Source organism: Variovorax sp. V93, assembly GCF_041154485.1.
Taxonomy (GTDB): Bacteria; Pseudomonadota; Gammaproteobacteria; order Burkholderiales; family Burkholderiaceae_C; genus Variovorax; species Variovorax beijingensis_A.
Genome location: NZ_AP028669.1, coordinates 4,866,888 through 4,891,552 on the forward strand (window position 1 = coordinate 4,866,888; position 24,665 = coordinate 4,891,552).

18 protein-coding genes are annotated in these 24,665 nt (G+C 69.1%); 9 read left to right on the plus strand and 9 right to left on the minus strand.

All coding sequences use genetic code 11. The features are described 5' to 3' along the window. The first annotated feature begins 61 nt into the window (after positions 1–61). Positions 62–970: an NAD(P)-dependent oxidoreductase gene (locus ACAM54_RS23075; protein ID WP_369649045.1), complete on the plus strand. Its 909-nt coding sequence runs from the start codon at positions 62–64 to the stop codon at positions 968–970. A 49-nt stretch (positions 971–1,019) separates the two neighbouring features. Here the strand turns inward: ACAM54_RS23075 and ACAM54_RS23080 are convergent, their stop codons facing one another. From ACAM54_RS23080 to ACAM54_RS23090, 3 genes are all read right to left on the minus strand, one after another. After that, positions 1,020–1,787, minus strand: a complete 768-nt coding sequence (locus ACAM54_RS23080) for a BON domain-containing protein (protein ID WP_209500981.1) — start codon at positions 1,785–1,787, stop codon at positions 1,020–1,022. Continuing rightward, a complete protein-coding gene (locus tag ACAM54_RS23085) occupies positions 1,784–2,428 on the minus strand; it encodes an SIS domain-containing protein (RefSeq protein WP_145739786.1) in 645 nt (214 codons plus the stop codon). The genes ACAM54_RS23080 and ACAM54_RS23085 overlap by 4 nt, the downstream gene beginning before the upstream one ends. A gap of 75 nt (positions 2,429–2,503) precedes the next feature. Then, positions 2,504–2,875 (minus strand): YraN family protein, encoded by a 372-nt coding sequence (locus ACAM54_RS23090; protein ID WP_145739784.1) that lies wholly within the window; start codon positions 2,873–2,875, stop codon positions 2,504–2,506. 44 nt (positions 2,876–2,919) lie between these two features. Here ACAM54_RS23090 and rsmI point away from each other — a divergent pair, with 44 nt between their 5' ends. Beyond that, a complete protein-coding gene (gene rsmI / locus ACAM54_RS23095) occupies positions 2,920–3,867 on the plus strand; it encodes a 16S rRNA (cytidine(1402)-2'-O)-methyltransferase (RefSeq protein WP_369649046.1) in 948 nt (315 codons plus the stop codon). 6 nt (positions 3,868–3,873) lie between these two features. On the opposite strand, the gene ACAM54_RS23100 is transcribed toward rsmI, so the two are convergent. Further along, positions 3,874–4,416: an RNA 2'-phosphotransferase gene (locus tag ACAM54_RS23100; RefSeq protein ID WP_369649047.1), complete on the minus strand. Its 543-nt coding sequence runs from the start codon at positions 4,414–4,416 to the stop codon at positions 3,874–3,876. Further along, on the minus strand, positions 4,413–5,330 hold the full coding sequence (locus tag ACAM54_RS23105) for a LysR family transcriptional regulator (protein WP_369649048.1): 918 nt from the start codon (positions 5,328–5,330) through the stop codon (positions 4,413–4,415). Before ACAM54_RS23105 ends, ACAM54_RS23100 begins: the two co-directional genes overlap by 4 nt. Positions 5,331–5,423: 93 nt before the next feature. On the opposite strand from ACAM54_RS23105, the gene ACAM54_RS23110 reads away from it, so the two are divergent. Next, entirely contained in the window at positions 5,424–5,924 is a 501-nt protein-coding gene (locus tag ACAM54_RS23110) for a hypothetical protein (protein ID WP_369649049.1), read from the plus strand. 10 nt (positions 5,925–5,934) lie between these two features. Here ACAM54_RS23110 and ACAM54_RS23115 read toward each other — a convergent pair whose 3' ends face one another. Further along, the gene (locus ACAM54_RS23115; RefSeq protein ID WP_307698469.1) at positions 5,935–6,663 is read right to left on the minus strand and encodes a glutathione S-transferase; all 729 of its coding nucleotides are present in this window, start codon (positions 6,661–6,663) and stop codon (positions 5,935–5,937) included. 54 nt (positions 6,664–6,717) lie between these two features. Further along, the gene (locus tag ACAM54_RS23120) at positions 6,718–7,350 is read right to left on the minus strand and encodes an FMN-dependent NADH-azoreductase (protein ID WP_369649050.1); all 633 of its coding nucleotides are present in this window, start codon (positions 7,348–7,350) and stop codon (positions 6,718–6,720) included. Positions 7,351–7,453: 103 nt separating this feature from the next. On the opposite strand from ACAM54_RS23120, the gene ACAM54_RS23125 reads away from it, so the two are divergent. The 3 genes from ACAM54_RS23125 to ACAM54_RS23135 all read left to right on the plus strand — a co-directional run bounded on the left by ACAM54_RS23125 (position 7,454) and on the right by ACAM54_RS23135 (position 10,588). Further along, on the plus strand, positions 7,454–8,341 hold the full coding sequence (locus tag ACAM54_RS23125) for a LysR family transcriptional regulator (RefSeq protein WP_369649051.1): 888 nt from the start codon (positions 7,454–7,456) through the stop codon (positions 8,339–8,341). Positions 8,342–8,582: 241 nt separating this feature from the next. Beyond that, positions 8,583–9,593, plus strand: coding sequence for an ABC transporter substrate-binding protein (locus tag ACAM54_RS23130; RefSeq protein ID WP_369649052.1), 1,011 nt, complete (start codon positions 8,583–8,585; stop codon positions 9,591–9,593). Beyond that, on the plus strand, positions 9,590–10,588 hold the full coding sequence (locus ACAM54_RS23135) for an isopenicillin N synthase family dioxygenase (RefSeq protein ID WP_369649053.1): 999 nt from the start codon (positions 9,590–9,592) through the stop codon (positions 10,586–10,588). Before ACAM54_RS23130 ends, ACAM54_RS23135 begins: the two co-directional genes overlap by 4 nt. A 44-nt stretch (positions 10,589–10,632) precedes the next feature. On the opposite strand, the gene ACAM54_RS23140 is transcribed toward ACAM54_RS23135, so the two are convergent. Both ACAM54_RS23140 and ACAM54_RS23145 read right to left on the minus strand, forming a co-directional pair. Further along, complete coding sequence (locus ACAM54_RS23140; RefSeq protein WP_369649054.1) at positions 10,633–11,634, minus strand: Bug family tripartite tricarboxylate transporter substrate binding protein; 1,002 nt, start codon at positions 11,632–11,634, stop codon at positions 10,633–10,635. A 17-nt stretch (positions 11,635–11,651) separates the two neighbouring features. Continuing rightward, positions 11,652–12,821, minus strand: a complete 1,170-nt coding sequence (locus ACAM54_RS23145; RefSeq protein ID WP_369649055.1) for a M20 family metallopeptidase — start codon at positions 12,819–12,821, stop codon at positions 11,652–11,654. Positions 12,822–12,923: 102 nt separating this feature from the next. Here ACAM54_RS23145 and ACAM54_RS23150 point away from each other — a divergent pair, with 102 nt between their 5' ends. The 3 genes from ACAM54_RS23150 to ACAM54_RS23160 all read left to right on the plus strand — a co-directional run bounded on the left by ACAM54_RS23150 (position 12,924) and on the right by ACAM54_RS23160 (position 24,657). Then, positions 12,924–13,862, plus strand: coding sequence for a MurR/RpiR family transcriptional regulator (locus ACAM54_RS23150; protein WP_369649056.1), 939 nt, complete (start codon positions 12,924–12,926; stop codon positions 13,860–13,862). Between the two features lie 283 nt (positions 13,863–14,145). Continuing rightward, positions 14,146–15,828 carry a ShlB/FhaC/HecB family hemolysin secretion/activation protein gene (locus ACAM54_RS23155; RefSeq protein ID WP_309927684.1) on the plus strand — a complete coding sequence of 561 codons (1,683 nt, stop codon included), beginning with the start codon at positions 14,146–14,148 and terminating at the stop codon, positions 15,826–15,828. Positions 15,829–15,849: 21 nt separating this feature from the next. Continuing rightward, entirely contained in the window at positions 15,850–24,657 is an 8,808-nt protein-coding gene (locus ACAM54_RS23160) for a hemagglutinin repeat-containing protein (protein WP_369649057.1), read from the plus strand. The last annotated feature ends 8 nt before the right edge of the window (positions 24,658–24,665 follow it).

Here is a 24,665-nt window from a genome sequence, read left to right on the forward strand (position 1 = left end):
CGGTTCATGCGTCGCCATGTGCACGTGACGCGGGCGCCGCAATGGCTTTAAGCTCTCGCCCATGAGCAGCATCAACCCCCGAACCTACGAATCCACACCCGCCCAGACGGTGGCCTTCCTGGGCCTTGGCGTCATGGGCGGCCCGATGGCCGGGCACCTGGCCAAGGCCGGCCACAAGGTCACGGTCTACAACCGCACACCGGCCAAGGCCGAGGCCTGGGTCGCCGAATTCGGCGCGCCCGGCCGCCATGCCGCCACCCCGCGCGAAGCGGCCGCGGGCGCCGACATTGTCTTCAGCTGCGTGGGCAACGACGACGACCTGCGCGCCGTGGTGCTGGGCCCGAACGGCGCCTTCGCAGGCATGAAGAAGGGCAGCGTGCTCGTCGACCACACCACCGCTTCGGCCGACGTGGCGCGCGAGCTGTCGAATGCGGCGGCGGCCGCCGGACTGCAGTTCATCGACGCGCCGGTGTCCGGCGGCCAGGCCGGCGCGCAGAACGGCGCGCTCACCGTGATGTGCGGCGGCGACAAGGCGAGCTTCGAACGTGTCAAGCCGGTGATGGGCGCCTTTGCGCGCGCCGTCACGCTGCTGGGCGCGAGCGGCGCCGGCCAGCTGGCAAAAATGGTGAACCAGATCGCCATCGCGGGCCTGGTGCAGGGCCTCTCCGAAGCCATTGCCTTCGGCCAGCGCGCCGGCCTCGACATGAAGCTGGTGCTCGAGGTGATCGGCAAGGGCGCCGCCCAGAGCTGGCAGATGGACAACCGCGGCAAGACCATGATCGACGGCAAGTTCGACTACGGCTTTGCCGTCGACTGGATGCGCAAGGACCTGGGCCTGGTGCTCGACGAGGCCAAGCGCAACGGCGCGCGCCTGCCCGTGACGGCGCTGGTCGACCAGTTCTATGCCGATGTGCAGCAGGCCGGCGGACGGCGCTGGGACACGTCGAGCCTGATCATCCGGCTCAAGTAAAAAAAGAAAAAGCCCGCGCAAGCGGGCTTTGTTTTTTTGCCGTAGCGGATCAGCGCACCGGCGTGGTCGTCGCGCCGCCGGGCTGGGCCGGCGGCAGCGGCTCCATCGGCGGCAGCGGCACGCGCGACGATGAAGAAGATCCGGGCGCCGAAGACGGTGCCGGCGGCGGCGATCCGGTACCGCCGCGCTGCGCCTGCTGCGCCTGGCTGGCCAGCTCGGCCTCGCTCACCACCTCGACCACGCGCACCACCTTCTGCACGCCCGAGATGCCGCGTGCGATTTCGGTCGCGCGGTCGGTCTCGCGGCGCGTCGCGATGCCCATCAGGTAGACCACGCCGCGCTCGGTCACCACCTTGAACGAATTGGCGAAGATGTCCTTGGCATCGAGCAGCGAGGCCTTGACCTTGCCGCTGATGAACAGGTCGTTGGAGCGTTCCTGGAAAGTGCTGGACTGGCCGACGGTGAGCTCGTTGACCACCGAGCGCACGTTGTCCACGCGCTGCACCACGTCCTCGACGCGGCGGCGGTCGGCATCGCTGCCCACGGCGCCGGTCAGCAGCACCTGGCGGTTGTAGCTGGTGACGCTCACGTACATGTTGTCGTTGGCGATCTCGCGCACGCGGGCGGCCGCGCGCAGCTCGATGCCCTGGTCGTCGAGCTGGGCGCCGGAGCTGCGGCGGTCGGTCGCCACCATGCCCACGCCCACCGCCGCGGCCCCTCCGACCACGAGCGGCACGCAGGCCGAAAGCCCGGCAACCAGAACGGTTCCCGAGGCAAGTGCAATGGCGAAGCGCTGGAACGGTGTCGTTGTCGTCATGTGGAAGCTTCCTGTTCTCCGAGTAGCTGGGCATCCACGCCGTCGCACAGGCAATGCAGTGCGAGCAGGTGGACTTCGTGGATACGCGCCGCACGTTCGTGCGACACGCCGATCTGAACATCCGTTTCGCGCAGCGCGCGGCCGATGGCGCCGCCGGTGCCGCTGCTGCCCGCGCCGGGCGATGCCGGCTGGCCGGCACTGGCGTTGCCCAGCAGCGCGACCACCGTCATGTCGCGCTCGTGCGCGGCCAGCACCGCGGCCAGCACGGCCGCCGACTGCCCGCTGGCGCTAAGCGCCAGCAGCACGTCGCCGGCCTGGCCGAGCGCGCGCACCTGGCGGGCGAAGCGGTCGGCATCGACGGCGGCGGCGCTGTCGGCCGCCGGGTCGTTGGGGTCGCCGGGCAGCGCGATGGCGCCCAGCTCGGGGCGCTCGCGCTCGAAGCGGCCGACGAAGTGCGCCGCGAACTGCGCCGCCAGCAGGCCCGAGACGCCCGCACCGCAGGCCAGCACCTTGCCGCCGCTGGTCACGCACGCAAGGATCGCCTGCATGGCCTGCGAAATGGGTTTGCTGAGGATGGGGCCGGCCTGGTACTTGAGGTCGGCGCTGTCGATGAAGTGTTGCTGAATCCGTTGCTCGAGCATGGGGCGCGATGATACCGGGGGGCGTTGAAACAAGACGTTTGCGTTCGATGTGGGAGTGGAGCGCGCGGCGCGGCTTCAGTTCCCGCCCGCGTCGAACGCGCCCTGCAGCCAGGTGATGCGCTCCTCGACCAGCACCACGTCGAAACGGCACGGCGGCAGCGTGCGCAGGCCGTTCAGGTAGTGGCGCGCCGCGAACACGATGCGCCGCTGCTTGAGACCCGTGATGCTGCCGCCGGCGCCGCCGTGCGTGCCCGTGCTGCGCTGGCGCACTTCCACGAACACCAGCGTGGCGTCGCGCGGATCGCGCATGATCAGGTCGATCTCGCCGCCGCCGCGCCCGGGCGTTCGATAATTGCGCGCTACCAGCGCCAGGCCGGCGCATTGGAGGTGGTCGAGCGCGGCGTCTTCCGCCGCATCGCCGCGATGCTTGGTCGTGATGGTCTTCATGCTGGCTCCCTGCCGGCTTCTTTTTGTTCCTACGGAGAAACCCCTTGGCTTCACTAGTACCCGCTGCCTTCGGCGCCGCCCTCGCAGCCGCGCGCGACGCCGCGGGTGGGCAGCATTATCCGCAGGGTACGCTGTATGTGGTGGCCACACCCATCGGCAACCTGGCCGACATCACGCTGCGCGCGCTGCACGTGCTGCAGCTGGTCGACGCCGTCGCCTGCGAGGACACGCGCCACACGCAGAGCCTGCTGCGCGCCTACGGCATCGACCGGCCGAATGCCCAGCTGCTGGCCGTGCACCAGCACAACGAGGCCGAGGCCGCGCAGGCCGTGGCCGCGCGGCTCGCGCAGGGCGAGCGCATCGCCTACGTGAGCGACGCCGGCACGCCGGGCGTGAGCGACCCGGGCGCGCGGCTGGTCGCGGCCGTGCGCGCCGCCGGCCTGCGCGTGCTGCCGCTGCCGGGGGCGAGCAGCGTCACCACGCTGGTCGGCGCCGCCGGCCTCGTCGCGGCGGGCGACGAGAGCAGCGCCTTCGTGTTCGCGGGCTTCCTGCCGACCAAGGCCGGCGAGCGCGACGCGGCCGTGCAGGCGCTCGCGCAGGAGCGACGCGCGGTGGTGCTGCTGGAAGCGCCGCACCGCATCGAGGCCGTGGCGCGCGCACTTGCGACGCTGGGCGAGCGCCGCCTCACCGTCGGCCGCGAGCTCACCAAGCAGTTCGAGGAGATCGCGACCGTCGCCGCCGCCGGGCTGCCGGCCTGGTTCGCGGCCGGCCGCGACCGCACGCGCGGCGAATTCGCGCTGGTGCTGCACCCGCTGGCCGCGGCCGCCGACGACGGCAGCGCCGAAGGCGAACGCGTGCTGCGCCTGCTGCTGGCCGAGCTGCCCGTGAAGACCGCGGTGCGGCTTGCGGCCGAGATCAGCGGCGCACCGCGCAATGCGCTGTATGACGCGGCGCTGCGCATTCGCAACGGCAACGACGCAGCGGACGAGTAGCAGCTCCTACCTCGATTCGGACAGGAACTCCGGCGGTACGGTTTCAGTCAGCCAAACCCCGTTCTCGGCGCGATGAAAGGCATGGCCGAGCGCATGCATTCGGCCTGAATCGACCCGCAGCACGTGCGCCTTGCCATGCCGGCTTCCCACCTGAAATGCTGTAGCTTCGTCGGCGGAAAGATGAACATGTTGCCGCGAGCCGGGTACGAGACCTTGCTCACGAATGACGGCAAGAAAGCGCGTGGCCGTTCCATGAAAAAGTTGCGCTGGAGGAACCAGGACATCGAAGCTGCGACTGACCTGGGGCGTGGAATGGCCTTGCAGGGCCCGAATGCGTTGCCCGTCGTCCGAAAGCTCGTAGCGTTTCTTCGCGCCCGAAGTCGCTGCTTGCATAACCTCTGGTCGAGTCAGATCGCGACCGGCGGTCGTTGAGCCCGTGACCAGCGCATCAATGTCGGCCCACCCCTCCGCGTCGAGTCGCAGGCCAATGGACTCCGGAGCGTGCCGCAGCACGTAGGCGATGAATTTGCTGACGTCTTCTGGAGTCATGCTGTTCTTTCAGTCGAGCGAAGGGTCGTCTGCCAACGGTCGCCCTCGGCGAGCAACGCATCCATCAATTTCTGCATGTCCGCAGTCAGCGGCCGGTCGCCTGAATGAAACACTTGGTATTCGAGCGGCGGGTAACCATTCAATGGAATGGCGACCAACCCCTTGGGAATGCGGCAGCAAGCATTCACAACCGTTACACCGAAACCCAACTGGGCAAAGCGCAACATCAATTCCCAGCCATTGGCTTCCAGCACCGGCTGCCAAGGCACTGCCTCGGCCTGCAGAAGCCGGCCAAGAAGCTCGCGATGAGGCTTGCCTGCCGGCGGAACGATGAGCGGCGCATCCTTGAGATCTCGCAGTCGTACTGTTTTACGCGAGGCGAGGGCATGTGTACGAGGCACGACCAATACCTGTCCAACCGTAGTCAATCGGGCCGCTTTCAGATCCGCAGGAACCGTACCGAGCGGCGCAATGCCCAGTTGCGCCTGTCCAGCCCGCACTGCCCGAATTGACTCATCGCGATTGTGCGTAAGCAATTGCAGATGCAAAGACGCGCCAACTCTGGAGAACTGTGACAGGGCTTTGCCCAGCAGGTAGAGATAGGCCCCTTCGCCCGCTGTCAGCGTGATGGTGGGTTTGTCATGCCCCACCTGCAATCCTTTCACGAAGCGGCGATTCAGCATCAGCAACTCCCGTGCGTGCCGTGCGACTTGCTCGCCAAGACGTGTGAGTTCAAGGGAACTTCCCACGCGCAGATACAGCTTCGCGTCGAGCTGTTCGGAGAGCTTTCGGACCTTTGCATGCAGAGCGGGCTGGCTGATGTGCAGCAGGCGAGCCGACTCACTGAAATTCAGCGTGTCGGCAAACACGGCGAACGATTGCAGCGCGTCGAGGTTGGTGCGAGGAATTTCCATCTATCCATTTTATGGATAGCGCTTCCAATATCAGTAGTTCCTGTCGATTCATTTCGTTTTTACGATTCATCTGATTTCAAACAGGAACAAGAAATGAAAAACACAGACAACCATCTTCCCCGCCTTGGCATCGACATAGGACGCGTGTTGATCGCCGCCGAAGGCCCGGGCGGCGCCGATACCTCATTCATCGGTGGCTCGTTGGATGACGCACTGAGCACGCCGCCTTACGAAGGCATGTTCGATGCGGTCGCACCACTGGTCGAAAAGTTCGAGGGACGAGTCTGGCTGGTTTCGAAATGCGGACCAAGTGTGCAGGCCAAGAGTCGTGCGTGGCTGTTGCATCATCGCTTTTTCGAGCGAACTGGCATGGCGCCCTCAAACCTACGCTTCTGCCTTGAACGACCTCAGAAGGCCGACCATTGCCGCGAGCTCCGCATTACGCACTTCATCGACGATCGAACCGACGTACTTCATCATCTGAAAGGCATCGTGCCAAACCGATACCTCTTCGGACCTCAGCGCAAACCAGTCATGGACGCAGGGCTTGTCCTCCTGCCGGCATGGAAAGACGCGGCGGCACTCGTCAAGTGACGGTTCAACCTCAGGCATCCAGCTCCGCATAGCGCCTGAAGATCCCGTCCTCGTTGAACGCGATGCGGCGCGGGCTTTGCAGGTAGTCGTGCACGCGCTGGCGGCGCTTGACGTTGTCGTGCAGCTTCTCGACCGCCGGCGTGGCGGCCAGCGCGCGGGCCGCGGCTTTCGGGAACGCATAGCGCAGGCCTTCGACCAGCTGGAACAGCGACAGGTCGGCGTAGGTCAGCACGTCGCCCACGAGGTGCGAAGACCCCGCGGGGTTGCGCCGCAGCACGCGCTCGAACCAGTTCAGGAACTTGGGAATCCGCTCTTCGCGGAAGGCCCGGGCGCGCTGCACGGCCGCGTCGCGCTGGTCCTCGTAGTAGGCGCCGGTGGAAATCGGATGGTGCGTGTCGTGCGCCTCCGCCACCACGTCGGCAATGGTGAGCTGCAGCTGGTGCGTCCAGAGGCCGTCGGATTCGCCGACGCCCGCGAGGCCGAGCCGCGGCCCGAGGTACAGCAGGATGGCCGCGGTCTGCCCCACGACGATGTCGCCATCGATCAGGAACGGCGGCGCGAAGGACGGGCGGACGATGTCCGGGTCGTCGAGCCGGTCGCCCAGTGCGGACTCGCCGCCGCCTTTCGATTCGGGCAGCCGCGCCACGTCGACATAGTCCGCACCGGCCGCCTCGAGCGCGAGCCGCACGAATTCCCCGCGGCCCTGGATGGTGGGCCAGTAGTGAAGTTGGTATGTCATGCGGCCATGGTGTCAGGCTCCGCATGCCCCTGCAACCGCCCCGCTCTTAGGCCCTCAGAGCCCCTCGGCGAGCTCCACCGCGCGGCGCTTCGCGCCGGCCCTTGCGCCGGCATCCACCTCCGGGCCCATCAGCGTCTTCTCGACCACCACCGAGCGCACCTCCTGCACGCCGATGAAGCGCAGCCAGGTCTCGATGTAGGGCAGCTGGAAGTCGAGCGCGTGCGCGGAGCCGTCCTTTCCCAGCGGGTAGTCCAGCCCCCTTGCGCACACCACTGTCGCTCGCCGGGTCTGCAGCATGCCGGACAGCCCCGAGGCGTCGAAGCGGAACAGCACGTCCTTGTGCGACACCACGTCGATCAGGTGCTTCAGCTTGTAGGGAATACCAAAGTTCCACAGCGGCATCGCCAGCACGATGTGGTCCGCCGCGTGGAAGGGCGCGGCAATGCGCCGCACCTCGTCCCAGGCCGTCTGCTGGGCGGCGGTGAGCGGCACGCCGTTGATGCCGGCGTACTTGGCGTCGAGCATGTCCTGCGACAGCTCGGGGAGCGCCATCGTCCAGGGGTTCAGGGTGGTGACGCGGCACGCAGGGTGGACCCGCTTCACTTCGTCGATGAAGGCACCGGCCACTTCGATGCTGGCGGAGCGCGTGGTCCTTGGCGAGGTCTCGATGTACAGGAGTTCTTTCATGGCGTGCATGGTGAGTGGTTCAGAAGGCCAAGGCTAGGCACCACGGACCCTGCACACAAGCAACATAATTTGCAGCTATTCAGAACTAATCTCACTGAAACCCATGCTCGACTCCCAGCAGCTGCGCGCCTTCGTCTCGGTGGCCGACCATGGCAGCGTGACCCGCGCGGCCGAAGCCATGCACCTGACGCAATCGGCCGTGAGCGCGCAGATCCGGCGGCTGGAAGAGCAGCTGGGCTGCCGCGTCTTCGACCGCACCACGCGGTCGCTGGAACTCACGGCCCAGGGCAGCGTGCTGCTGAGCTATGCCAGGAGCATCCTCAACCTGCAGCAGCAGGCGGTCTCCAGGCTCGCGGCGCCCCGGCGTGCGCCGACCACGCTGCGCCTCGGGTGCTCGGAGGGCTTTCCCAGCGAATGGCTGTTTGCCGCGCTCGCGGGCTTTCGCCAGCGCAGGCCCGACGTGCATGTGGAAATCACCTGCGGCATCAGCACGGCGCTGGCCAAACAGGTGCGGCAGCGCTCGCTGGACCTGATGGTCGGCACGGTCTGCGACGCCGGCAGCGACACCGAAACGCTCTGGATGGAGCCGCTGGTGTGGGCCTTTTCGGAAAGGGCGCTGCTCGACCCCGACGCGCCCGCCCCACTGGCGTTTCTGTCGGAGCCCTGCCCGTTCCGCGAAGCCGCGCTCGCCTCGCTGGCCGGACACGGAACGACCCACTGGCAGATCGTGCTGACCGCGCACGGCTCCGGCCCGTTGATGGCCGCCGCGGCCGCCGGCCTGGCCATTACCGTGCTGACGCCGTCGGGCATGCCGCCCCTGCTGCGTTCCATTCCGCCGGGCAGCTTCCTGCCGCCGCTGCCGCCTGCCCGCTTCGTGATCCAGCAGGCCGAAGGCAGCGCGGAGCCGGAGCCGCTGGCGGCGCTGGTCGACGAGGTGCGCGAGGCCTGCTTCCGCTGGCGCGGGGCGCATGCCTTGCCGCCCCGGTCCTGACCCATCTGCAGGCCACTCGCTGGCACAGATTCTGCTCGCCACGCCAACGCGGAGTAGAAGCGGTCAGCAGATGCACCATCTGCGGGACATTGCTCCGGATGACATCCAGGCAAGCCTCGTTTTGCTTCGTGCGTTTCATCCGCTCCGCCGGCATCCGCCGGTGCCTTCAGCGGACGAACTTCGCATGGTGGCGATGCACCCCTGGATATTTCCAAGGCAACGCATCCACAGGGACGAACGCATGAAACTCTTCACCACAGGCCGCTCCACACTGCTGCGGCGCTGGAGCCTCCCACTGTCGCTGATCGCGGCCATCGCTGCACCCGCGCATGGCGCCGACAAGCTCCGGTTCGGCTTGAACTGGTATCCGCAGGCCGAGCATTGCGGCTGGTTCCAGGCGCAAGCCGCCGGGCTGTACAAGAAGGCCGGGCTGGAAGTGGAACTGATCGGCGGCAGCCCCGACCGGAACGTACCGCTGCTGGTGGCTGCGGGCGAGCTGGACCTCGGCATGGGTTCGAGCTTCACCACGCTCAACATGGCGGCGCGCGGCATTCCCGCGCGCACCATTGCCGCCTTCCTGCAGAAGGACCCGCAGACGCTGGTCGCGCACGCCGACCAGGGCGTGAAGACGCTGGCCGACCTGAAGGGCCGGCCGATCATGGTCGCCAAGTTCTCGCAGGCGGAGTTCTGGGCTTTCCTCAAGCAGAAGCACGGTTTCAGCGACAGCCAGCTGCGCCCCTACGCGTATTCCCCGGCGCCGTTCCTGGCGGATGCCAAGGCGGTTCAGCAGGGCTACATCACGGAAGACGCCCAGCTGCTTGGCAAGGCGCTGCCGAAGCCGCCGGTCTCCATCCTGCTGGCCGACTACGGCTACGAGAACTACGCATCGACGATCTTCGCGATGGACCGCTACATTGCCGCGAACGAAAAGGCGGTTGCCGCGTTCGTCGAGGCAACCCGGGCCGGGTGGCAGCAGTGCATCGATGGCGACTACGCACCCGCCTTGAACGCCGTGGTTGCCGCGGACCCGAAGCACGACGTCGCGCTCTTCCACTTCAAGATGAAGCAGATGAAGGAGCTGGCCATGGTGAAGCATGGCGATGCGCTGCAGTCCGGCGCCGGCGCCATGTCGGATGCACGCTGGAAACGCTTCTTCGACACCATGTCGGCGGCCGGCATCTACCCTGCGACGCTGGACTACAAGGCCGCCTACACGCTTCGATTCAGCAACGCCAAGGCGGCCTGGCAATGATGCAGCAAGCCAGGCACGGCACCGCGTCGGTGCCGCTGATCGACATGGCGCCGTTCATGCGCGGGGACGCCGCCGCGCGGCTCGCAACCGCCCGGCAGTTCGGCAGGGCCTTCGAGGAGACCGGCTTTGCGGCGATCGTCAACCATGGCGTCTCCGCGCGCCTGGCGGACGATGTCTACGCGCAGGCCAAGGCCTTCTTCGCCTTGCCGCTCGACCACAAGTCGCAACTGATGCCGCCCGAGAAGGTCAAGGGCCGCGGCTACCTGCCGATGGGCATCGAGAGCGTGGCGGCAACCCTGGATGGCGAGACGCCGCCGGACCTTTGCGAAGCGCTCGTCTTCGCGTCCCTGCAGCGCGAGCGCGATGGCCGGGGCCAGCGCAACCTCTGGCCCAGCGAGCCGACGGGGTTCGACCAGAACATCAACGCCTGGTTCGACGCCATCCATGGCCTGTGCGGCCGGCTCATGCGCATGTCGGCGCTGGCGCTCGACCTGCCCGAAGACTGGTTCGATGCCTGCTTTAGCGAACCCTCGCTCACGCTGCGCTTCGTCAACTATCCGGACCAGCCGGTCGAGCCGCGGCCGGGCCAGCTGCGCTACGGCGCGCACCACGACTACGGCGGCCTCACCATCCTGCGCCAGGACAACGCGCCGGGCGGGCTGGAGGTCTGCGATCTTCAGGGCCGCTGGCACGACGTGCCGGTGATTGCGGACAGCTTCGTGATCAATGTCGGCGACCTCATGCAGCGCTGGACCAACGGCCGGTGGCGGTCGACCCTGCACCGCGTCAGCAACCCGCCGCGCGACCTGACCGGCTCCACGCAGCGGCTGTCGATGGTGGCGTTCACCGGCCCGGAGGAAAGCACGAGCGTCGAATGCCTGCCCTCCTGCTGCGATGCGGCCCATCCGGCCCGCTTCGAGCCGGTGATTGCGGGGGAGTACATCCAGGGCAAGCTGCGCTCGTCGATGGAATTGACGCCCCCCGCATCGCGCTGACTGCCGCTGCGAACCACGTTTGCAGCGGCAGCCACAGCGGCCTGCTACTCGGCCGTGATCCCCGCCTTGCGCACCACCTCGCCAAACTTCACGAGGCGCTCGGACATCATCTTCTCGAAGGCGGCGGGCGTCATTTCCTCGGGCGCGATCACGCCGCGGTCCTTCAGGCTGGCCTGCATGGCCGGCGACGCGGCCACCTGGCGCACGGCCTTGTACAGCGTCTGCACGATGGCGTCCGGCGTGCCGCCCGGTGCGGCCAGGCCGGTCCACGAGCTGAGGTTGAGCTGCGGGTAGCCCACTTCGGCCATGGTGGGCACGTCGGGCAGCTGCGGCAGGCGCTGGTCGGCCGCCACCGCCAGCGCGCGCACCTTGCCGGCCTGCACGTGGGGCAGCATGATGACCAGGTTGTCGAGGATGAACTGCACCTCGTTGGACAGCACCGCCGTGATCAGCGGCGAGCCGCCGCGGTAGGGGATGTGGGTGGTGAACACGCCCGTGGCGGCCTTGAGCATCTCCACGTTGAGCTGGCCCATGCTGCCCACGCCGCCGCTGCCGTAGTTGAGCTTGCCGGGGTTCTTCTTCGCGTAGTCGATGAACTCCTTGAAGCTCTTGATGGGCAGGCTCGAATGCACCACCAGCGCATTGGGCTGGCGGCCCAGGATGGCGATGTTCTCGAAGTCCTTGATGGGGTCGTAGCCCACCTTGGGCTGCGTGAGCGGGTTGGCCAGGTGGCTGCTCTGCGACGACACCACCAGCGTGTAGCCGTCGGGCTTGGCGCGCGCCACCATCTGCGACGCCACCGAGCCGCCCGCGCCGGCGCGGTTCTCCACCACGATGGGCACGCCCAGCGCGCTCGACAGCGGCTCCGAATACTGGCGCGCCATGATGTCCACCGAGCCGCCCGGGGGGAACGGCACCACGAGCGTGATGGGGCGCGAGGGGTACTTGTCGTCGGCGGCGCGCGCCGCCAGCGGGGCGAGGCCCGCGAGGCCAAGGCCCAGGCCGGCGTTGAGGATGTGGCGGCGGGTGGGTTGTGTGGAATGCATGAGTCGGTTCTCGAAAATCAGGGGTGGTCCAGGATGGCCAGCGCCACGGCCTGGGCGCGCGGCACGAAGGTGGCGAGCTCGCAGTACTCGCGCTCGGTGTGCGCATGCCCGCCTACGGGGCCGGTGCCGCACAGCGTGGGCGCGCCCACCGAGGCGGTCAGGCCGCTGTCGGCCGCGCCGCCCGTGAACTCGCCCTGCACCTCGAAGCCCAGCGCCCTGGCGCCGCGCTGGTAGAGCGCCAGCAGCTCGTCGGGCGTGGGCTTCATGGGCATGGTGCGGCGCGTTTCCGTGATGCGCCCCTTGGTGCGCGACACCGACTCTTCCTCGACGATCGCGCGCACCTTCGCGAGCAGTTCGTCCGGATCGGTTTCCGACGTGAAGCGCATGTCCAGCTCGGCCTTGGCATGCGGCGCCACCATGTTGGGCACGATGCCGCCGTGCACCACGCCCACGTTGGCCGTGACGCCCGTGGCCGGGTCGGTCAGCGCATGCAGCGCGAGGATCTTGCGGGCCAGCGCCTCGATGGCACTGGCGCCCGCCGCGTGGTTGATGCCCGCATGGGCGGCGACGCCCTCGACCTCGAACTCCACCACCATCGAGCCCTTGCGGCTGGTGACGAGGTTGCCGCTGACGCGGCCCGGTTCGGCGTTGAGCACCGCCCGCGCGCCGCGCGCCCTGGCCATGATGCGGTCGCGCGTGGCGGCCGAGCCGATCTCTTCATCGCACGAGAAGAACAGCTGCAGCGGCGACTGGAGCCCGCCGCAGCGTGCGAAGGCCTCGGCCACGAACACGTTCATCACCAGGCCCGACTTCATGTCGGCCACGCCGGGACCGTAGGCGCGCCCGTCTTCCACGCGGAAGGGCCGGCGCGCCGCGGTGCCCGCCGGGTACACGGTGTCCATGTGCCCCATGAGCAGGATGGGCGCGCCCTCGGCGGGCCCGGGCACCTGGGCATGCAGCAGCACGCCATAGCCCGGCACCGGCTCGAACTGCACGGCCACGCCGGCGGCCTCCAGCCGTTCGCGCAGGGCCGCGGCCACGGCGGTCACGCCGGCTTCGTTGCGGCTGCCGCTGTCGATGTCGACCACTTTCTGCAACAGGTCTTGCATGGCCTGCCCCTGGCCGGCCAGCCAGTCCAGGATGCGCGCGCGCACCTGCGAGCGGCTCTCTTCAAGGGTATCCTGCATCTTCGTCCTTCGATGAACCCCGCGGCGGCGGGGTGAAATTTGGGCCGCAGTGTTGCACGCGTTGCTTGTGTTTGCAATGCTTTTTTCATAAATGAGACATCAATGAAATCATCATTGCAAGAATCGGCCGGCCTGCTCACCGAGCGCCTGGCCCGCCAGGGCGGCGAGCTGACGGCCAGCGAACGCGCCCTGGCCGAGGCCCTGGGGCGCGACTATCCGCACGCGCTGCTCGAATCCGCCACCGCCCTGGCCGCGCACAACGGCACCAGCGCCTCCACCGTGGTGCGGCTGTTCGCCAAGCTGGGCTATGCGAGCTATGCCGAGGCGCAGCGCGAAGCGCGGGCAGAAGTCACCGCGCTGCTGCAGACCGCCGGCCAGCGCGCCCCCGTGACCATCGGCACCCAGCGCAGCCTGCAGCAGTGCGTGGACGATGCCCTGCTGCACGACCAGCACAACATCAACGCCACGCGCGACGGCCTGGACATGGCGGCGTTCGAGGCCATGGCCACGCGCATCGCCAAGGGCAAGGGGCGCCTCTTCGTGCTGGCGCAGATCAACAGCGCGCCCGTGGCCGCCTGGCTGGCCCTGCACCTCAACATGTGCCGCCCCGGCGTGCACGAGCTGGGCGCGGGCGCGGTGACCGCCACCGACCAGCTGCTGTGGATCCAGCCCGAAGACGCCCTGCTGGCCTTCAGCATCCGCCGCTACGCCAGCGGGCCGGTGAAGGTGGCGCAGCGCTTTCGCGAAGCCGGCGCGCAGGTGCTGGCCATCACCGACAGCCCCGCCGCGCCGCTGGCCGCGCTGGCGCATCACCGGGTGCAGGTGCGCACGTCCAACGCATCGCCGTTCGATTCCTACACGGCGGCGTTCTTCGTCTGCAATGCGCTGGTGTCGGCGGTGGCGCAGCTGCGGCACGAGGCCGTGCCGCAGGTGCTGGCGCGGCGCGACCAGCTGTGGAAGGACGTGGAGGCCTCGCAGCTCATCGTGGATGAGGCGCCTGTGCGTTCAGTGTCCGCGCGGCGCAAGGCGGGCAAGGGGTAGGCGGGCTCGCCATGGGTGTCGCTTCGAGCGCAGCAGTGCTCGACCGGGACGATCCATTGCCTTTGCGCGCAGGCATCGCGCACCAATCACCGGTTTCCGTGATTCCCAGAATTGCGGCCACATGTAACAGTCCGCGTCCTAACGAAGCCGCCCCGAGGCCCCTCGCAGGGCCTGCATCCCGCACTCGGTGCCGGCCTCGAATCGGACCCGAACCATGCCTCTCGCCAAGCGCCGGCGCCGCCCCTTGCGGCAGACACAGAAAATACATCTTCTGACATTTGTCTTGCTGGCGGCCGCGGCGCAGGCGCAGGCGCAGATCACCCCGGGCGCCCTGGACCGCCAGAACCAGCTCATCGAGCGCCAGCAGCAGGAGCTGCTGCGCCAGGAACAGGAGCGCGCCCTGCCGCAGCGCCCGCCGCCGGGTGGCACCGACCTGAGGACGATCGAGCCGAAGGTGTCGGTGCCGGACCTCGGCGCCCCGTGCCGAGAGATCCGCGAGATCCGCATCGGCGGCGCGAGCCGCCTGCCCGAGGACGTTCGCACCGCCATCACGCGCGACCATGCGGGCCGCTGCCTCGGCACGGCCGAGCTCGAGGCCGTTCTGGCGGCGCTCACCAAGAGCTACATCGACCGCGGCTTCATCACGACGCGCGCCTACCTGCCTGCACAGGACCTGCGCAGCGGCGTGCTCGACATCGCGGTGGTGGAAGGCAGCATCGAGCGCTTCGAGCTGCAGCAGACGGGCCGCAGCGCCAGCGCGGTGTCGATTGCCGGCGCCTTCCCGGCACGCCCCGGCGACCTGCTGAACCTGCGCGACCTGGAGCAGGGCATCGACCAGATCAACAGCCTGTCCTCGAACGAGGCCACGCTCGATGTCCAGCCCGGCAGCCAGCCCGGCCGCAGCGTGGTGGTGGTGCGCAACAAGGCGCGCCTGCCGGTGCACCTGTTCACGACCTACGACAACACAGGCACGCCGGCCACCGGGGAAAGGAGTGCCTCGGCCACCCTGAGCCTGGACGGCCTGCTGGGCCTGAACGAGCTGATCGCGATCACGCGCCGCCAATCGGTGCCGCACGACCGCGAGCACAACGCCGGCATGACGGCGCTGCGCGCCTCCGTGCCCTTCGGCTACAGCAGCTTCAGCCTGGACGCGAGCGAAAGCGACTACACCAACACGCTGGTGCTCCCGAGCGGCAGGAAGCTGGCGTCCGAAGGGCGCACCGCCACGCAGAGCCTCGGCGTCGACCACGTGGTGTACCGCGACCAGGCCAGCCGCATATCGATGTCGGCCAGGCTCTCGGTGCAGGACAGCCGCAACTTCCTGGGCGGCGAGTTCCTCTCGGTGAGCAGCCGCAAGCTGAGCACGCTCGACCTCGGCACCGCAGCCTTCACCCAGCTGGGCGGCGGCGTGCTGAACGCCCGCCTCGGCTTTGTGCGGGGCCTGGCGATCCTGGGCGCGCTGGAAGACCCGGCGGGGCTCTCCGACAAGCTGCCGCATGCGCAGTTCAGCAAGTTCACGCTCGACCTGGGCTACAGCCGCCGCTTCGACGCCGGCGGCCTGCCGCTCCTGTGGTCGAGCCAGTTCAGCGGGCAGCACAGCCGCGACACGCTCTACGGCTCGCAGCAGATCCTGGTGGGCGGCATCGCCTCGGTGCGCGGCTCGCTGCTCAACACGCTGAGCGGCGACAGCGGCTACTACTGGCGCAACGAGATCGCCCTGCCCTGGCAGACCGTGGCGGGCGGCGAGGCGCTGTCGGGCCGCGTCTACCTCGGCTACGACTTCGGCCGCGTGAGCAACCGCGCGGACGGCGTGCCCTCGGGCTCGATGTCGGGCGCCACGCTCGGCGCCTCGCTGCTGTGGCGCCGGCTCAGCCTGGACGTCTTCGCCTCGCGTGCGCTCCACCTGCCCGCCTCCATGACGCGCGAATCGACGCGCGTCGGGGTGCGCCTGTCCTATTCGCTCTGAACCTGCGCTGAAAGGCCTCCCATGAACCACATCTATCGCGTCGTCTGGAACGCCGCCTTCGGCAGTTGGGTCGCCGTTGCCGAAACCGCACGCGGACGCGGCAAGGGCAGCAGGCGCTCGCGCCTGGCCGCCGCGGCCGTGCTCGCGGCCGCGCTGTCGGCCGCGCAGGCCCAGGTGCCTTCCGCCGTGCTCGCCCCCGGCGGGCAGGCCAGCGCCTACGTCTCGCCCAACGGCACGACGGTGGTCAACATCAACGCCGCCAACGCGGCGGGGCTGTCCCACAACCGCTACCAGCAGTTCAACGTGAACGCGAACGGCCTGGTGCTGAACAACACGACCAGCACACAGCAGATCAACTACCAGTCGCAGCTCGCCGGCCAGGTGCTGGCGAACTTCAACATGGTTGCGCCGGCGAACGTGATCCTCAACGAGGTGGTGAGCAACAACCGCAGCACGCTGGCCGGCTTTACCGAAGTGCTGGGCAACAAGGCCGACGTGGTGCTGGCCAATCCCTACGGCATCACCTGCTCGGGCTGCGGCTTCATCAACACCGACCGGGTGACGCTCTCGACCGGCGTGCCCTTCTTCACGGCGAACGGTGCGCTCGGCGGCTTCAACGTCAACCAGGGCGACATCCTGGTCACGGGCAACGGCCTGAACGCCACGGCGCAGCAGGTGCTGGACCTGGTGACGCGCTCGGTGCGGCTGGAAGCCAGCGTCAACGCGAAGGACCTGGGCATCTTCGCCGGCCCGAACCGGTGGGACTACGGCACGCGCGCCATCACCGGCAGCGCCGATGCGCTCGGCAGTGCGCCGGCCTACGCCATCGACAGCTCGGCGCTGGGCGGCATGTACGCCAACCGCATCCGCCTGATGGCGACCGAAGCGGGCGTGGGCGTGCGCATGCTGGGCGATGCGGCGGCCAGCGCCGAGGACTTCACGCTCTCGGCGGCCGGCCGCATCGAATTGCGCAACCGCCTGTCGGCGCAGCGCGACGTGCTGGTGGCGAGCAGCAGCACCGATGCCGCGGCCATCGCGCTGGTCGATGCCACGCTGACCGCCGCCCGCGACGCCCGGGTGGCCGCGGCGCAGGGCGGCCTGGCGCTCGACCGCGCCTCGCTCATTGCCGGCAACGACCTCGAGGCGGGCGCGAGGCGCATCGACGCGGGGCAAGGGTCGCGATTGCAATCGGCGCGCGCCCTGGAAGCCCGCGCCACCGCGGGCGACCTGGCCCTCGGCGCCGCGGCCGTGCGGGCGGGAGGCGACCTGCACCTGGCTGCGGCCGGAACAGTGTCGACCGCGAGCGGCGACGGCCAGGGCGTGCAGAGCACCGGCGGGCAGCTCGCCATCGATGCGGCGCAGGGCATCGCCAATGCAGGCACCCTCACGGCCGACCAGGGCGGCGTCACGCTGCGCGCGGGCGGCGTCATCACCAACAGCGGCCAGATCAATGCGGGCCAGAACCTCGACATCGCCGACGCCGCGGGCGGCGCGACCCAGGCGATCGACAACCGCGGCACCCTGCTGGCGGGCCGGTCGATGACGGCGCGCGCCGCCGCGATCGACAACAGCGGCTGGATGCAGGCCGGCAGCGCCAACACGATCGACGCCGCGAGCCTGCACAACAGCGGCAAGCTGATCGCGGTGACCGGCACCGCCACCCTGCACGTGGCGGGCACGCTCTCCAACACCGGCAGCGTGCGCGCCGCCCAGGACATCGCCGTCGCCGGGCGCGACGGCGCAGCCGTGCAGGTCCTGACCAACAGCGGCGACCTGCTCGCCGCCCGCGCGATGGACCTGAACGCCGCCGTGCTGAGCAACCAGGCCGGCGGCTGGATCCAGGCAGCCACCGGCTCGGTCGTCCGTGCCGGTGCGCTCGACAACAGCGGGACCTGGCTGCTGTCGCAACAGGCCGGTGCGGCGGATCGCATGGAGATCGGCGGCACCCTGCTCAACAGCGGCGTGATGCAATCCGCCGGCGACGCCGCGATCACGGCCGGCGCCATCGACAACCGCCATGCCATCGCCGCCGCCGGCAACCTCGGCGCCACTGTCTCCGGCGGTCTCCAGAATGCCAGCGGCGCCGTGATGCAGGCGGGCCAGACGCTCTCGCTCGCGAGCGGCGGCGCATTCGGCAATGCCGCGGGCGGCACGCTGGCCGGTGCCAACGTCGCGCTGAGCTCGGCGCAAGGGCTGGACAACGCGGGCGTCGTGGATGCCACCAGCGGCAGCGCCGTCGTGCGCGCGGACGGCACCATCGCCAACAGCGGAACGATCCATGCCGGCACCTCGCTGGACATCGCCGACCGCAGCGGCGGCGCCACCGAGGTGCTCGACAACAGCGGCAAGCTGCTCTCGGACGGCAGCCTCGCGCTCGCCGCCGGCACGGCCCGGAACCAGGCCGCCGGATGGATCCAGGCCGCGGGCGGCAGCCGGGTCGATGCGGGCTCGCTCGACAACGCCGGCACCTGGCTGCTGTCCACGCAAAGCGGCGCGGCGCCGAGCCAGGTGAACGTGGCGGGCCTGCTGGCCAACCGCGGCACGCTGCAGGCGCGGGAGGATGCGACCCTCGGCGCGAACCGCCTCGACAACCAGGCGGGGGCATTGCTGCGCGCCGGCGGCCGCTTGCAGGCCAACGTCGGCGCGGCCGATGGCCTGGACAACGCCGGCACGATGCAGGCCGGCAGCACGCTCGGCATCTCGGGCACCGGCAGCAGGCTGGCCAATGCAGGCCTGATGCTGGGCGACAGGCTGGCGATCTCGGTCGCCGAGATCTCGAACGCCGGCACGATCCAGGGCGGCGGCAGCGCGGACTCCAGCGTCGCGGCCACGGGCAGCGTGGACAACCAGGCCGGCGCGACCATCACCCTCGCCAGCACGGGCACCGGCGGCGGCACGCTGTCCGGCCAGAGCATCGCCAATGCCGGCATGCTGCAGTCGCTGGGCGCGCTCACGCTCGGCATCGGCAGCGGCGGGCTCGCGACCCAGGTGGACGGCACGGCGGGCCACGGCGACATCGTGGCCAACGGCGCGCTGACGCTGCAGGCCCTTGGCGCCAACAGCTTCACGGCCACCGTCAACGGCTCGCTGCAAAGCGGCGGCCTGCTGCGCGTGCAAGGCGATGCGAACTCCACCCTGGCGCTCAACGGCAACGCGCTCGGCGATTCGATTGCCGTGAACATCGGCAAGGTCAGCATCGGCGCACAGGCGGCGATGGTGTCGCAGTACACGCTCGACCTCGACGCCTCCGCGCTGTCGCTGGCGGTCCAGGGAACCGGCGCGACCGCCAAGACCGGCCGCATCCTCGCCGCGGTGGACGCGAGCCGCCAGGGCAAGGGCACGATCCGCGTCTCGAACGCCTTCACCAACGACGGCCTGCTGTTCTCGGCCCACGACCTCGAGGTGCAGGCGCCTTCGATCGCGGTCGGCGCGACCGGCGCCATCTCGGCGCTCAACGACCTGAAAGTGCACGCCAACGGCGGCACGCTCGACCTCGCGGCCGCCACGCCCGATGCACAGGCAGGCAACCTGAACAACGCAGGCCTGCTGTACGCGGGCCGCATGCTCACCGCCCAGGCCAACGGCACGCTCGCCAACACGGGCGACATCCACAGCGACGACAGCCTCTCGCTGCGCGCGAACACCCTGCTCAACGGCCGCATCATCAACGCCGCCAACGACATCGCGATCGTGGCGGCCACCCTGAAGAACGAGGTCCCGGGACTCGAGCGCATCACCACGCGCGGGCCCGACAGCGCCCACACCGAGGTCGCCTCGCGCGACGACTACCACGACGGGGCTGCGGATGGCGGCAACAAGGACGAGGCCACGCTGTACCAGTACAGCTACACCACCACGCAGTCCTATTCGCAGCCACTGCCGGAGGTCATGCCGCAGATCACGGCCGGCCGCAACATGCGGCTGGCGTTCCATGAAGGCAGCAACATCGGCGGCACCATCTATGCCGGCGCCTCGATGAACCTGCAGGGCTTCTCGCACGATCCCGCGCAGGCGAACGGCAGCCTGCATGCCGGCCTCGGCATCGCGGACGATGCGGGCCACGGCTTCCAGCTCACCGGCGCGAAGTTCACCAACGACAACCTGGCGCTCACCACCACCACGCATATCGTTCGCTATTCGCTGACGACAAAGTACGTGGCGCTGGGTCCCAAGATCGATTACGAAGACCGCCTGTGCGACCGCAACGGCACATGGGATGCCGTCTGCTACACCAGCGGCTACGAAGACAGCCCGCAGTCGTCCAGCGCCAACAACGTGCTGCGGGCCGGCCTCTACACCGCGAGCCTGCGCGGCTCCGGCTTCAGCCTCGTCAACAACGGCTCCACGGCGCAGGACGTGGGCAGCGACCAGATTCTCGACGGCGTGCGCGAAGCCGCTGCGCCCGCATCGACGGACGTGCCGCGCACGGTCGGCCAGGGCGCGTTGCCCGGCAGCGCCGTCGGCCGCGGCCCCAGCGTGGCCGTCGCTGCCGTCGACGCCGCGTCTTTCGGCGGCAGCACCGGCACGCGCCCGCTGCCGGCCATGTCCTTCCTGGATGCCAACGCCGCCAACGGCGTGAGGGGGACATCCTTCGGCGGCATCAACATTGCGCTGCCGGGCAACCCGAACGGCTACTTCGTGACCGCGCGATCTCCAGACGCGAGATACCTGGTGGAGAGCAATCCGCTCTACCTGACGGGCACCGCCTCGGTCGGGTCGGACTACCTGACCCGGCTGCTGGGGTACGACGCCGACAAGCTGACCATGCGCCTGGGCGACGCCAGCTACGAAGCCTGGCTGGTCAAGCAGCAGCTCATCAAGCAGACGGGCAGCGCGGTGCTCGCGAGCTACCAGGGCGCCGACACGCAGATGAAGGGGCTGATGGAGAGCGCCGCCACGCAAAGCGGCTCGCTGGGGCTGGTCTACGGCAAGGCGCTCACGCCCGAGCAGCAGGCCTCGCTCAAGCAGGACATCGTGTGGATGGTGCAGACCGAGATCGGCGGCAAGACGGTGCTCGCGCCGGTGGTCTACCTCGCGCAGGGCACCAAGAACAAGATTGCCAGCGGCGCCGTCATCTCGGCGCAGGACGCCGACCTCAGCCTCACTTCGCTGACCAACACCGGCGGCACCATCGTGGGCGGCCGCTCGCTGGTGATCGCATCGGCCGGCGACATCACCAACCTGTCGGGCCTGATCAAGGGCGGCGACGTCAGCCTCAGCTCGACGCAGGGCAGCATCGTCAACAAGACGGCCAGCGAAGGCGGCGGAGGCGAGCATTTCTACAACACGGTGATCGGCAAGACCGCGGGCATCGAGTCGACCGGCACCCTCTCCCTGGACGCAAAGAAGGACATCACGAACCTCGGCGCCACCCTGAACGCCGGCACCGATGCCAGCCTCAAGGCCGGCGGCAAAGTGAGCTTCGACACCATCGAGAAGAAGGAGACGAGCAGCACGTTCTCGAACATCCAGGTCAAGAACGGCAGCGGCACCAAGGACAGCACCACGACCAGCGTCACCCAGGTGAAGTCCGGCCTCACGGTCGGCGGCAACCTGGCGGTGCAGGCCGGCAACGACATCACGCTGGCCGGCACCGATGCCAAGGTCGGCGGCAACGCCGATCTGCAGGCCGGCAACAACCTCAACATCGTCGCGCGAGAGAACACGACGACGACGCACACCGAGACCAAGGCGAGCGGCCTCGGCATGAACAACTCGCTGTACGGCACCACGAAGACGACCAGCGATTCGCTGTCGGTGCGCAACGTGGGCAGCGGCCTCGAAGTGGGTGGCAACGCCAGCCTCGCCGCGAAGAACGACATCACCGTCCAGGGCTCGAACGTCGACGTCAAGGGCGACGGCAGGATCAGCGCCACCAACGTCAACGTGCTTGCGGGCCGCAACTACGACGAGACCCACACCACGACCAGGAACACGGGCGTGATGCAGGTCGGCGCCTCCGGCAAGGGTTCGGCCAGCGCCGCGGCGGCGTCGAAGGCCGGCTCGGGGCGCGGGCTCGCCAATGCCTCGGCCGAAGCGTCGGCCGGCGCGGCCGGCAAGGGTGCCGCGGGCCTGGCCTTCAGCTCGACCACCACCACGACCACCGACACCACCGACCTGCGCCATGTCGGCTCGAACCTGAACTTCGGCGGCAACCTCGCGGTGGATGCCTCGAAGGACCTCACGCTGCAGGGCTCGGCCGTCAATGCCGGCGGCAACGCGGCGGTGAACGCACAGAACGTGAACCTGCTCGCCGCGGAGGACAAGAAGACCTCCACCACCAGCACGGCCACCACCAAGGTCGGGCTGATGGCCAGCACCGACAACAAGGCCCAATCGGGCGTGGGCGCGAGCGCCTCGGCCGCAGGCGGCAAGGGCAACCCGAACGCGGGCGCCGACGCCAATGCCGGGGCCTCGGCCACGAGCGAGAACCACCTCGACGTCTTCCAGCAGACGAAGAGCACCACCCGCACGCTCGACACGACGCACCAGGGCTCGGCCATCAACGCCAAGGGAAACCTCGACGTCACGGCGCGCGACAACCTGACGCTCGAAGGTTCGACCATGAGCGCGGGCAAGGACATGAGCCTTGCGGCGACCGACATGAGCTTCAAGGCGGTGCACGACGAGCACCAGGTGTCGAACACCAGCAGCAGCACCACCGCGGGCCTCTATGCATCCGGCAAGGCGCAGGCCGGCGCGAGTGCCGAAGCCGGCGTGGGCATCGGCGCCAAGGCGGGCGCCCAGGCCAACGCCTCGGCCACGGGCGAAGTGGGCCTGTACGGATCGAACACCAGGGCGAGCTCCGTCGAAGGATCAACGACGGCCGTGACCTCCGGCCTCTCGGCCGGCAACAACATCACGCGCAAGGCGGCCAACAGCATCACCGACGTGGGCACGCGCATCGAGGGCGGCGGCAACCTCGAGCAGTCGGCCAAGACCATCACCAGCCTGGCAGCGGCCAACACCACCTACGCCTCCTCGGAGAGCACGAGCCACACCGCCAAGGTGGGCGCCTATGGCGAGGCTTCGGCCAGCGTCTCGGGGGAGGGCCAGGTCGGGCCGGGCGCCAGCAAGCAGTCGATGAACGTCGGCGTCGGCGGCGGCGTGAAGGCGAGCTACGAGTACGGCAAGGAGACCGCGCAATCCAGCAGCAGCACGGCCGTCGTGTCCACCATCCGGATGGGCGGCAGCGTGAGCAGCAGCTCGAGCGGCCAGACCACGCTCGAGGGCACGCAGATCGAAGCAAAGAAGAACGTCACGCTGGAAGCCGGATCGCTCGACTACAGGGCTGCGCAGAACACGAGCAGCAGCAGTTCCAGCACGACGAGCGCGGGCGGCTCGGTCAAGGCCGACATCGTCAACAAGGGCGGCAGCGCCGAAGTCAGCTACCAGGGCGAGAAGAGCAAGGAGAGCACCAGCACCGCGGTGGCCGGCGGCATCGCGAGCGGGGGCAACCTCACCATCAGGACGCAGGGCGACACGCGCCTGGAAGGCACCCACATCGCCGCGGGCGGCGCAGCCACCGTGGATGCGGGCGGCAAGCTCGACTTTGCGGCGGCCAAGAACACGGCCTCTTCCAGCAGCGAGCAGGTCGGCGTGGCAGCCGGCGTCACCGCAACCAAGAAGGGCGGCAGCGGCAGCGTGGACGTGAGCGTCGGCAGGTCGCGCAGCAGCCTCGACCAGGACGTGGCCGGCAGCATTTCGAGCGGCAGCGGACCGCTGACACTGCGCAGCGGCGGCGACGCGAGCTTCACAGGCACGGCCATCGCCAGCACGGCCGGCGACGTGACGGTGGCGGCCGGCGGCAACCTGGCGATGAACGCGGCGCGCACCATCGCCACCAGCGAGTCGCTCAGCGTCGACGTCTCGGCGGCGGGCGGCGGCGGCAACAAGGAGAAGGTCACGGGCAGCACCTTCATCGGCAGCCTGCCCTCCGACAAGGGCACGGCCGTCAACCACCGCAGCGGGCAGGCGTCGCTCGGCGTCGGCTCGTCCAAGTCCGACAGCAACATCGCCACCGCCGGCAGCATTTCGAGCGGCGGAAAGATCAGCCTGTCCTCGGGCGGCAACACCTCGCTCGAAGGCACCCAGGTGGCGGCGGCCAACGGCGTGGCGGTCGACACCGGCGGCAGCTTCGAGACCAAGGCGGCCGTCAGCACCAGCAGCTCGCAGGTGGTGGGCTTCTCGGCCTCCGCCTCCGGATCGAGCATGACGCCCTCCGGCAAGACGGGTGCGAAGACGAACCCTCCGGCTGCACCGGCACCCGCACCCGCACCCGCACCTGCCCCCGCTCCAACCACGGCCCCGCCGGCTCCCAGCCAGCCACCGACGACGCCTCCCCCCGCGACGCCCGGCAGCAGCAATCCACCGGCCGTGCCACCGCCGCCGACGCCCACGGCAGCAGCAGCCGCCGCAGGCACACCGGCCGCGCCCGCCCCCAAGCCCCCGGCCTCCCCCTACGAACAGCAGAAGGGCGGCGGCATGGCCAACGTCTATGTGGACAAGCAGAAGAACACCACCGTGCAGAACACCGCGATCAGCGGCGGCGCGGGCGGCATCGTCGTCAACCAGGGCAAGTCGACGCCCGGCGCGCAGCAGATCACGGCCAGCGTCCCGCTGCCCGCCGCGATGCCGCCTGGCAAGGCGCCCCAGGCCCTGACCAGCGACGGCAAGCCGCTACCGGCATGGCTGAAGTTCGACCCGAAGACCGGCACCTTCCAGGGCAAGCCGCCGGCCGGCTTCAAGGGCGAACTCAAGGTCAACGTCAGCGTGCCGCAGGCCGACGGCACGACCAAGACGGTGCCGATGCGCTTCTCCGGCCAATGACATGGAAG

Bases quoted from the DNA above. Each gene is read 5' to 3' on its own strand.
- ACAM54_RS23075 (WP_369649045.1), top strand. From the start codon at position 62: ATGAGCAGCATCAACCCCCGAACCTACGAATCCACACCCGCCCAGACG.
- ACAM54_RS23080 (WP_209500981.1), bottom strand. From the start codon at position 1,787: ATGACGACAACGACACCGTTCCAGCGCTTCGCCATTGCACTTGCCTCG.
- ACAM54_RS23085 (WP_145739786.1), bottom strand. From the start codon at position 2,428: ATGCTCGAGCAACGGATTCAGCAACACTTCATCGACAGCGCCGACCTC.
- ACAM54_RS23090 (WP_145739784.1), bottom strand. From the start codon at position 2,875: ATGAAGACCATCACGACCAAGCATCGCGGCGATGCGGCGGAAGACGCC.
- ACAM54_RS23100 (WP_369649047.1), bottom strand. From the start codon at position 4,416: ATGACTCCAGAAGACGTCAGCAAATTCATCGCCTACGTGCTGCGGCAC.
- ACAM54_RS23105 (WP_369649048.1), bottom strand. From the start codon at position 5,330: ATGGAAATTCCTCGCACCAACCTCGACGCGCTGCAATCGTTCGCCGTG.
- ACAM54_RS23110 (WP_369649049.1), top strand. From the start codon at position 5,424: ATGAAAAACACAGACAACCATCTTCCCCGCCTTGGCATCGACATAGGA.
- ACAM54_RS23115 (WP_307698469.1), bottom strand. From the start codon at position 6,663: ATGACATACCAACTTCACTACTGGCCCACCATCCAGGGCCGCGGGGAA.
- ACAM54_RS23120 (WP_369649050.1), bottom strand. From the start codon at position 7,350: ATGAAAGAACTCCTGTACATCGAGACCTCGCCAAGGACCACGCGCTCC.
- ACAM54_RS23125 (WP_369649051.1), top strand. From the start codon at position 7,454: ATGCTCGACTCCCAGCAGCTGCGCGCCTTCGTCTCGGTGGCCGACCAT.
- ACAM54_RS23130 (WP_369649052.1), top strand. From the start codon at position 8,583: ATGAAACTCTTCACCACAGGCCGCTCCACACTGCTGCGGCGCTGGAGC.
- ACAM54_RS23135 (WP_369649053.1), top strand. From the start codon at position 9,590: ATGATGCAGCAAGCCAGGCACGGCACCGCGTCGGTGCCGCTGATCGAC.
- ACAM54_RS23140 (WP_369649054.1), bottom strand. From the start codon at position 11,634: ATGCATTCCACACAACCCACCCGCCGCCACATCCTCAACGCCGGCCTG.
- ACAM54_RS23145 (WP_369649055.1), bottom strand. From the start codon at position 12,821: ATGCAGGATACCCTTGAAGAGAGCCGCTCGCAGGTGCGCGCGCGCATC.
- ACAM54_RS23150 (WP_369649056.1), top strand. From the start codon at position 12,924: ATGAAATCATCATTGCAAGAATCGGCCGGCCTGCTCACCGAGCGCCTG.
- ACAM54_RS23160 (WP_369649057.1), top strand. From the start codon at position 15,850: ATGAACCACATCTATCGCGTCGTCTGGAACGCCGCCTTCGGCAGTTGG.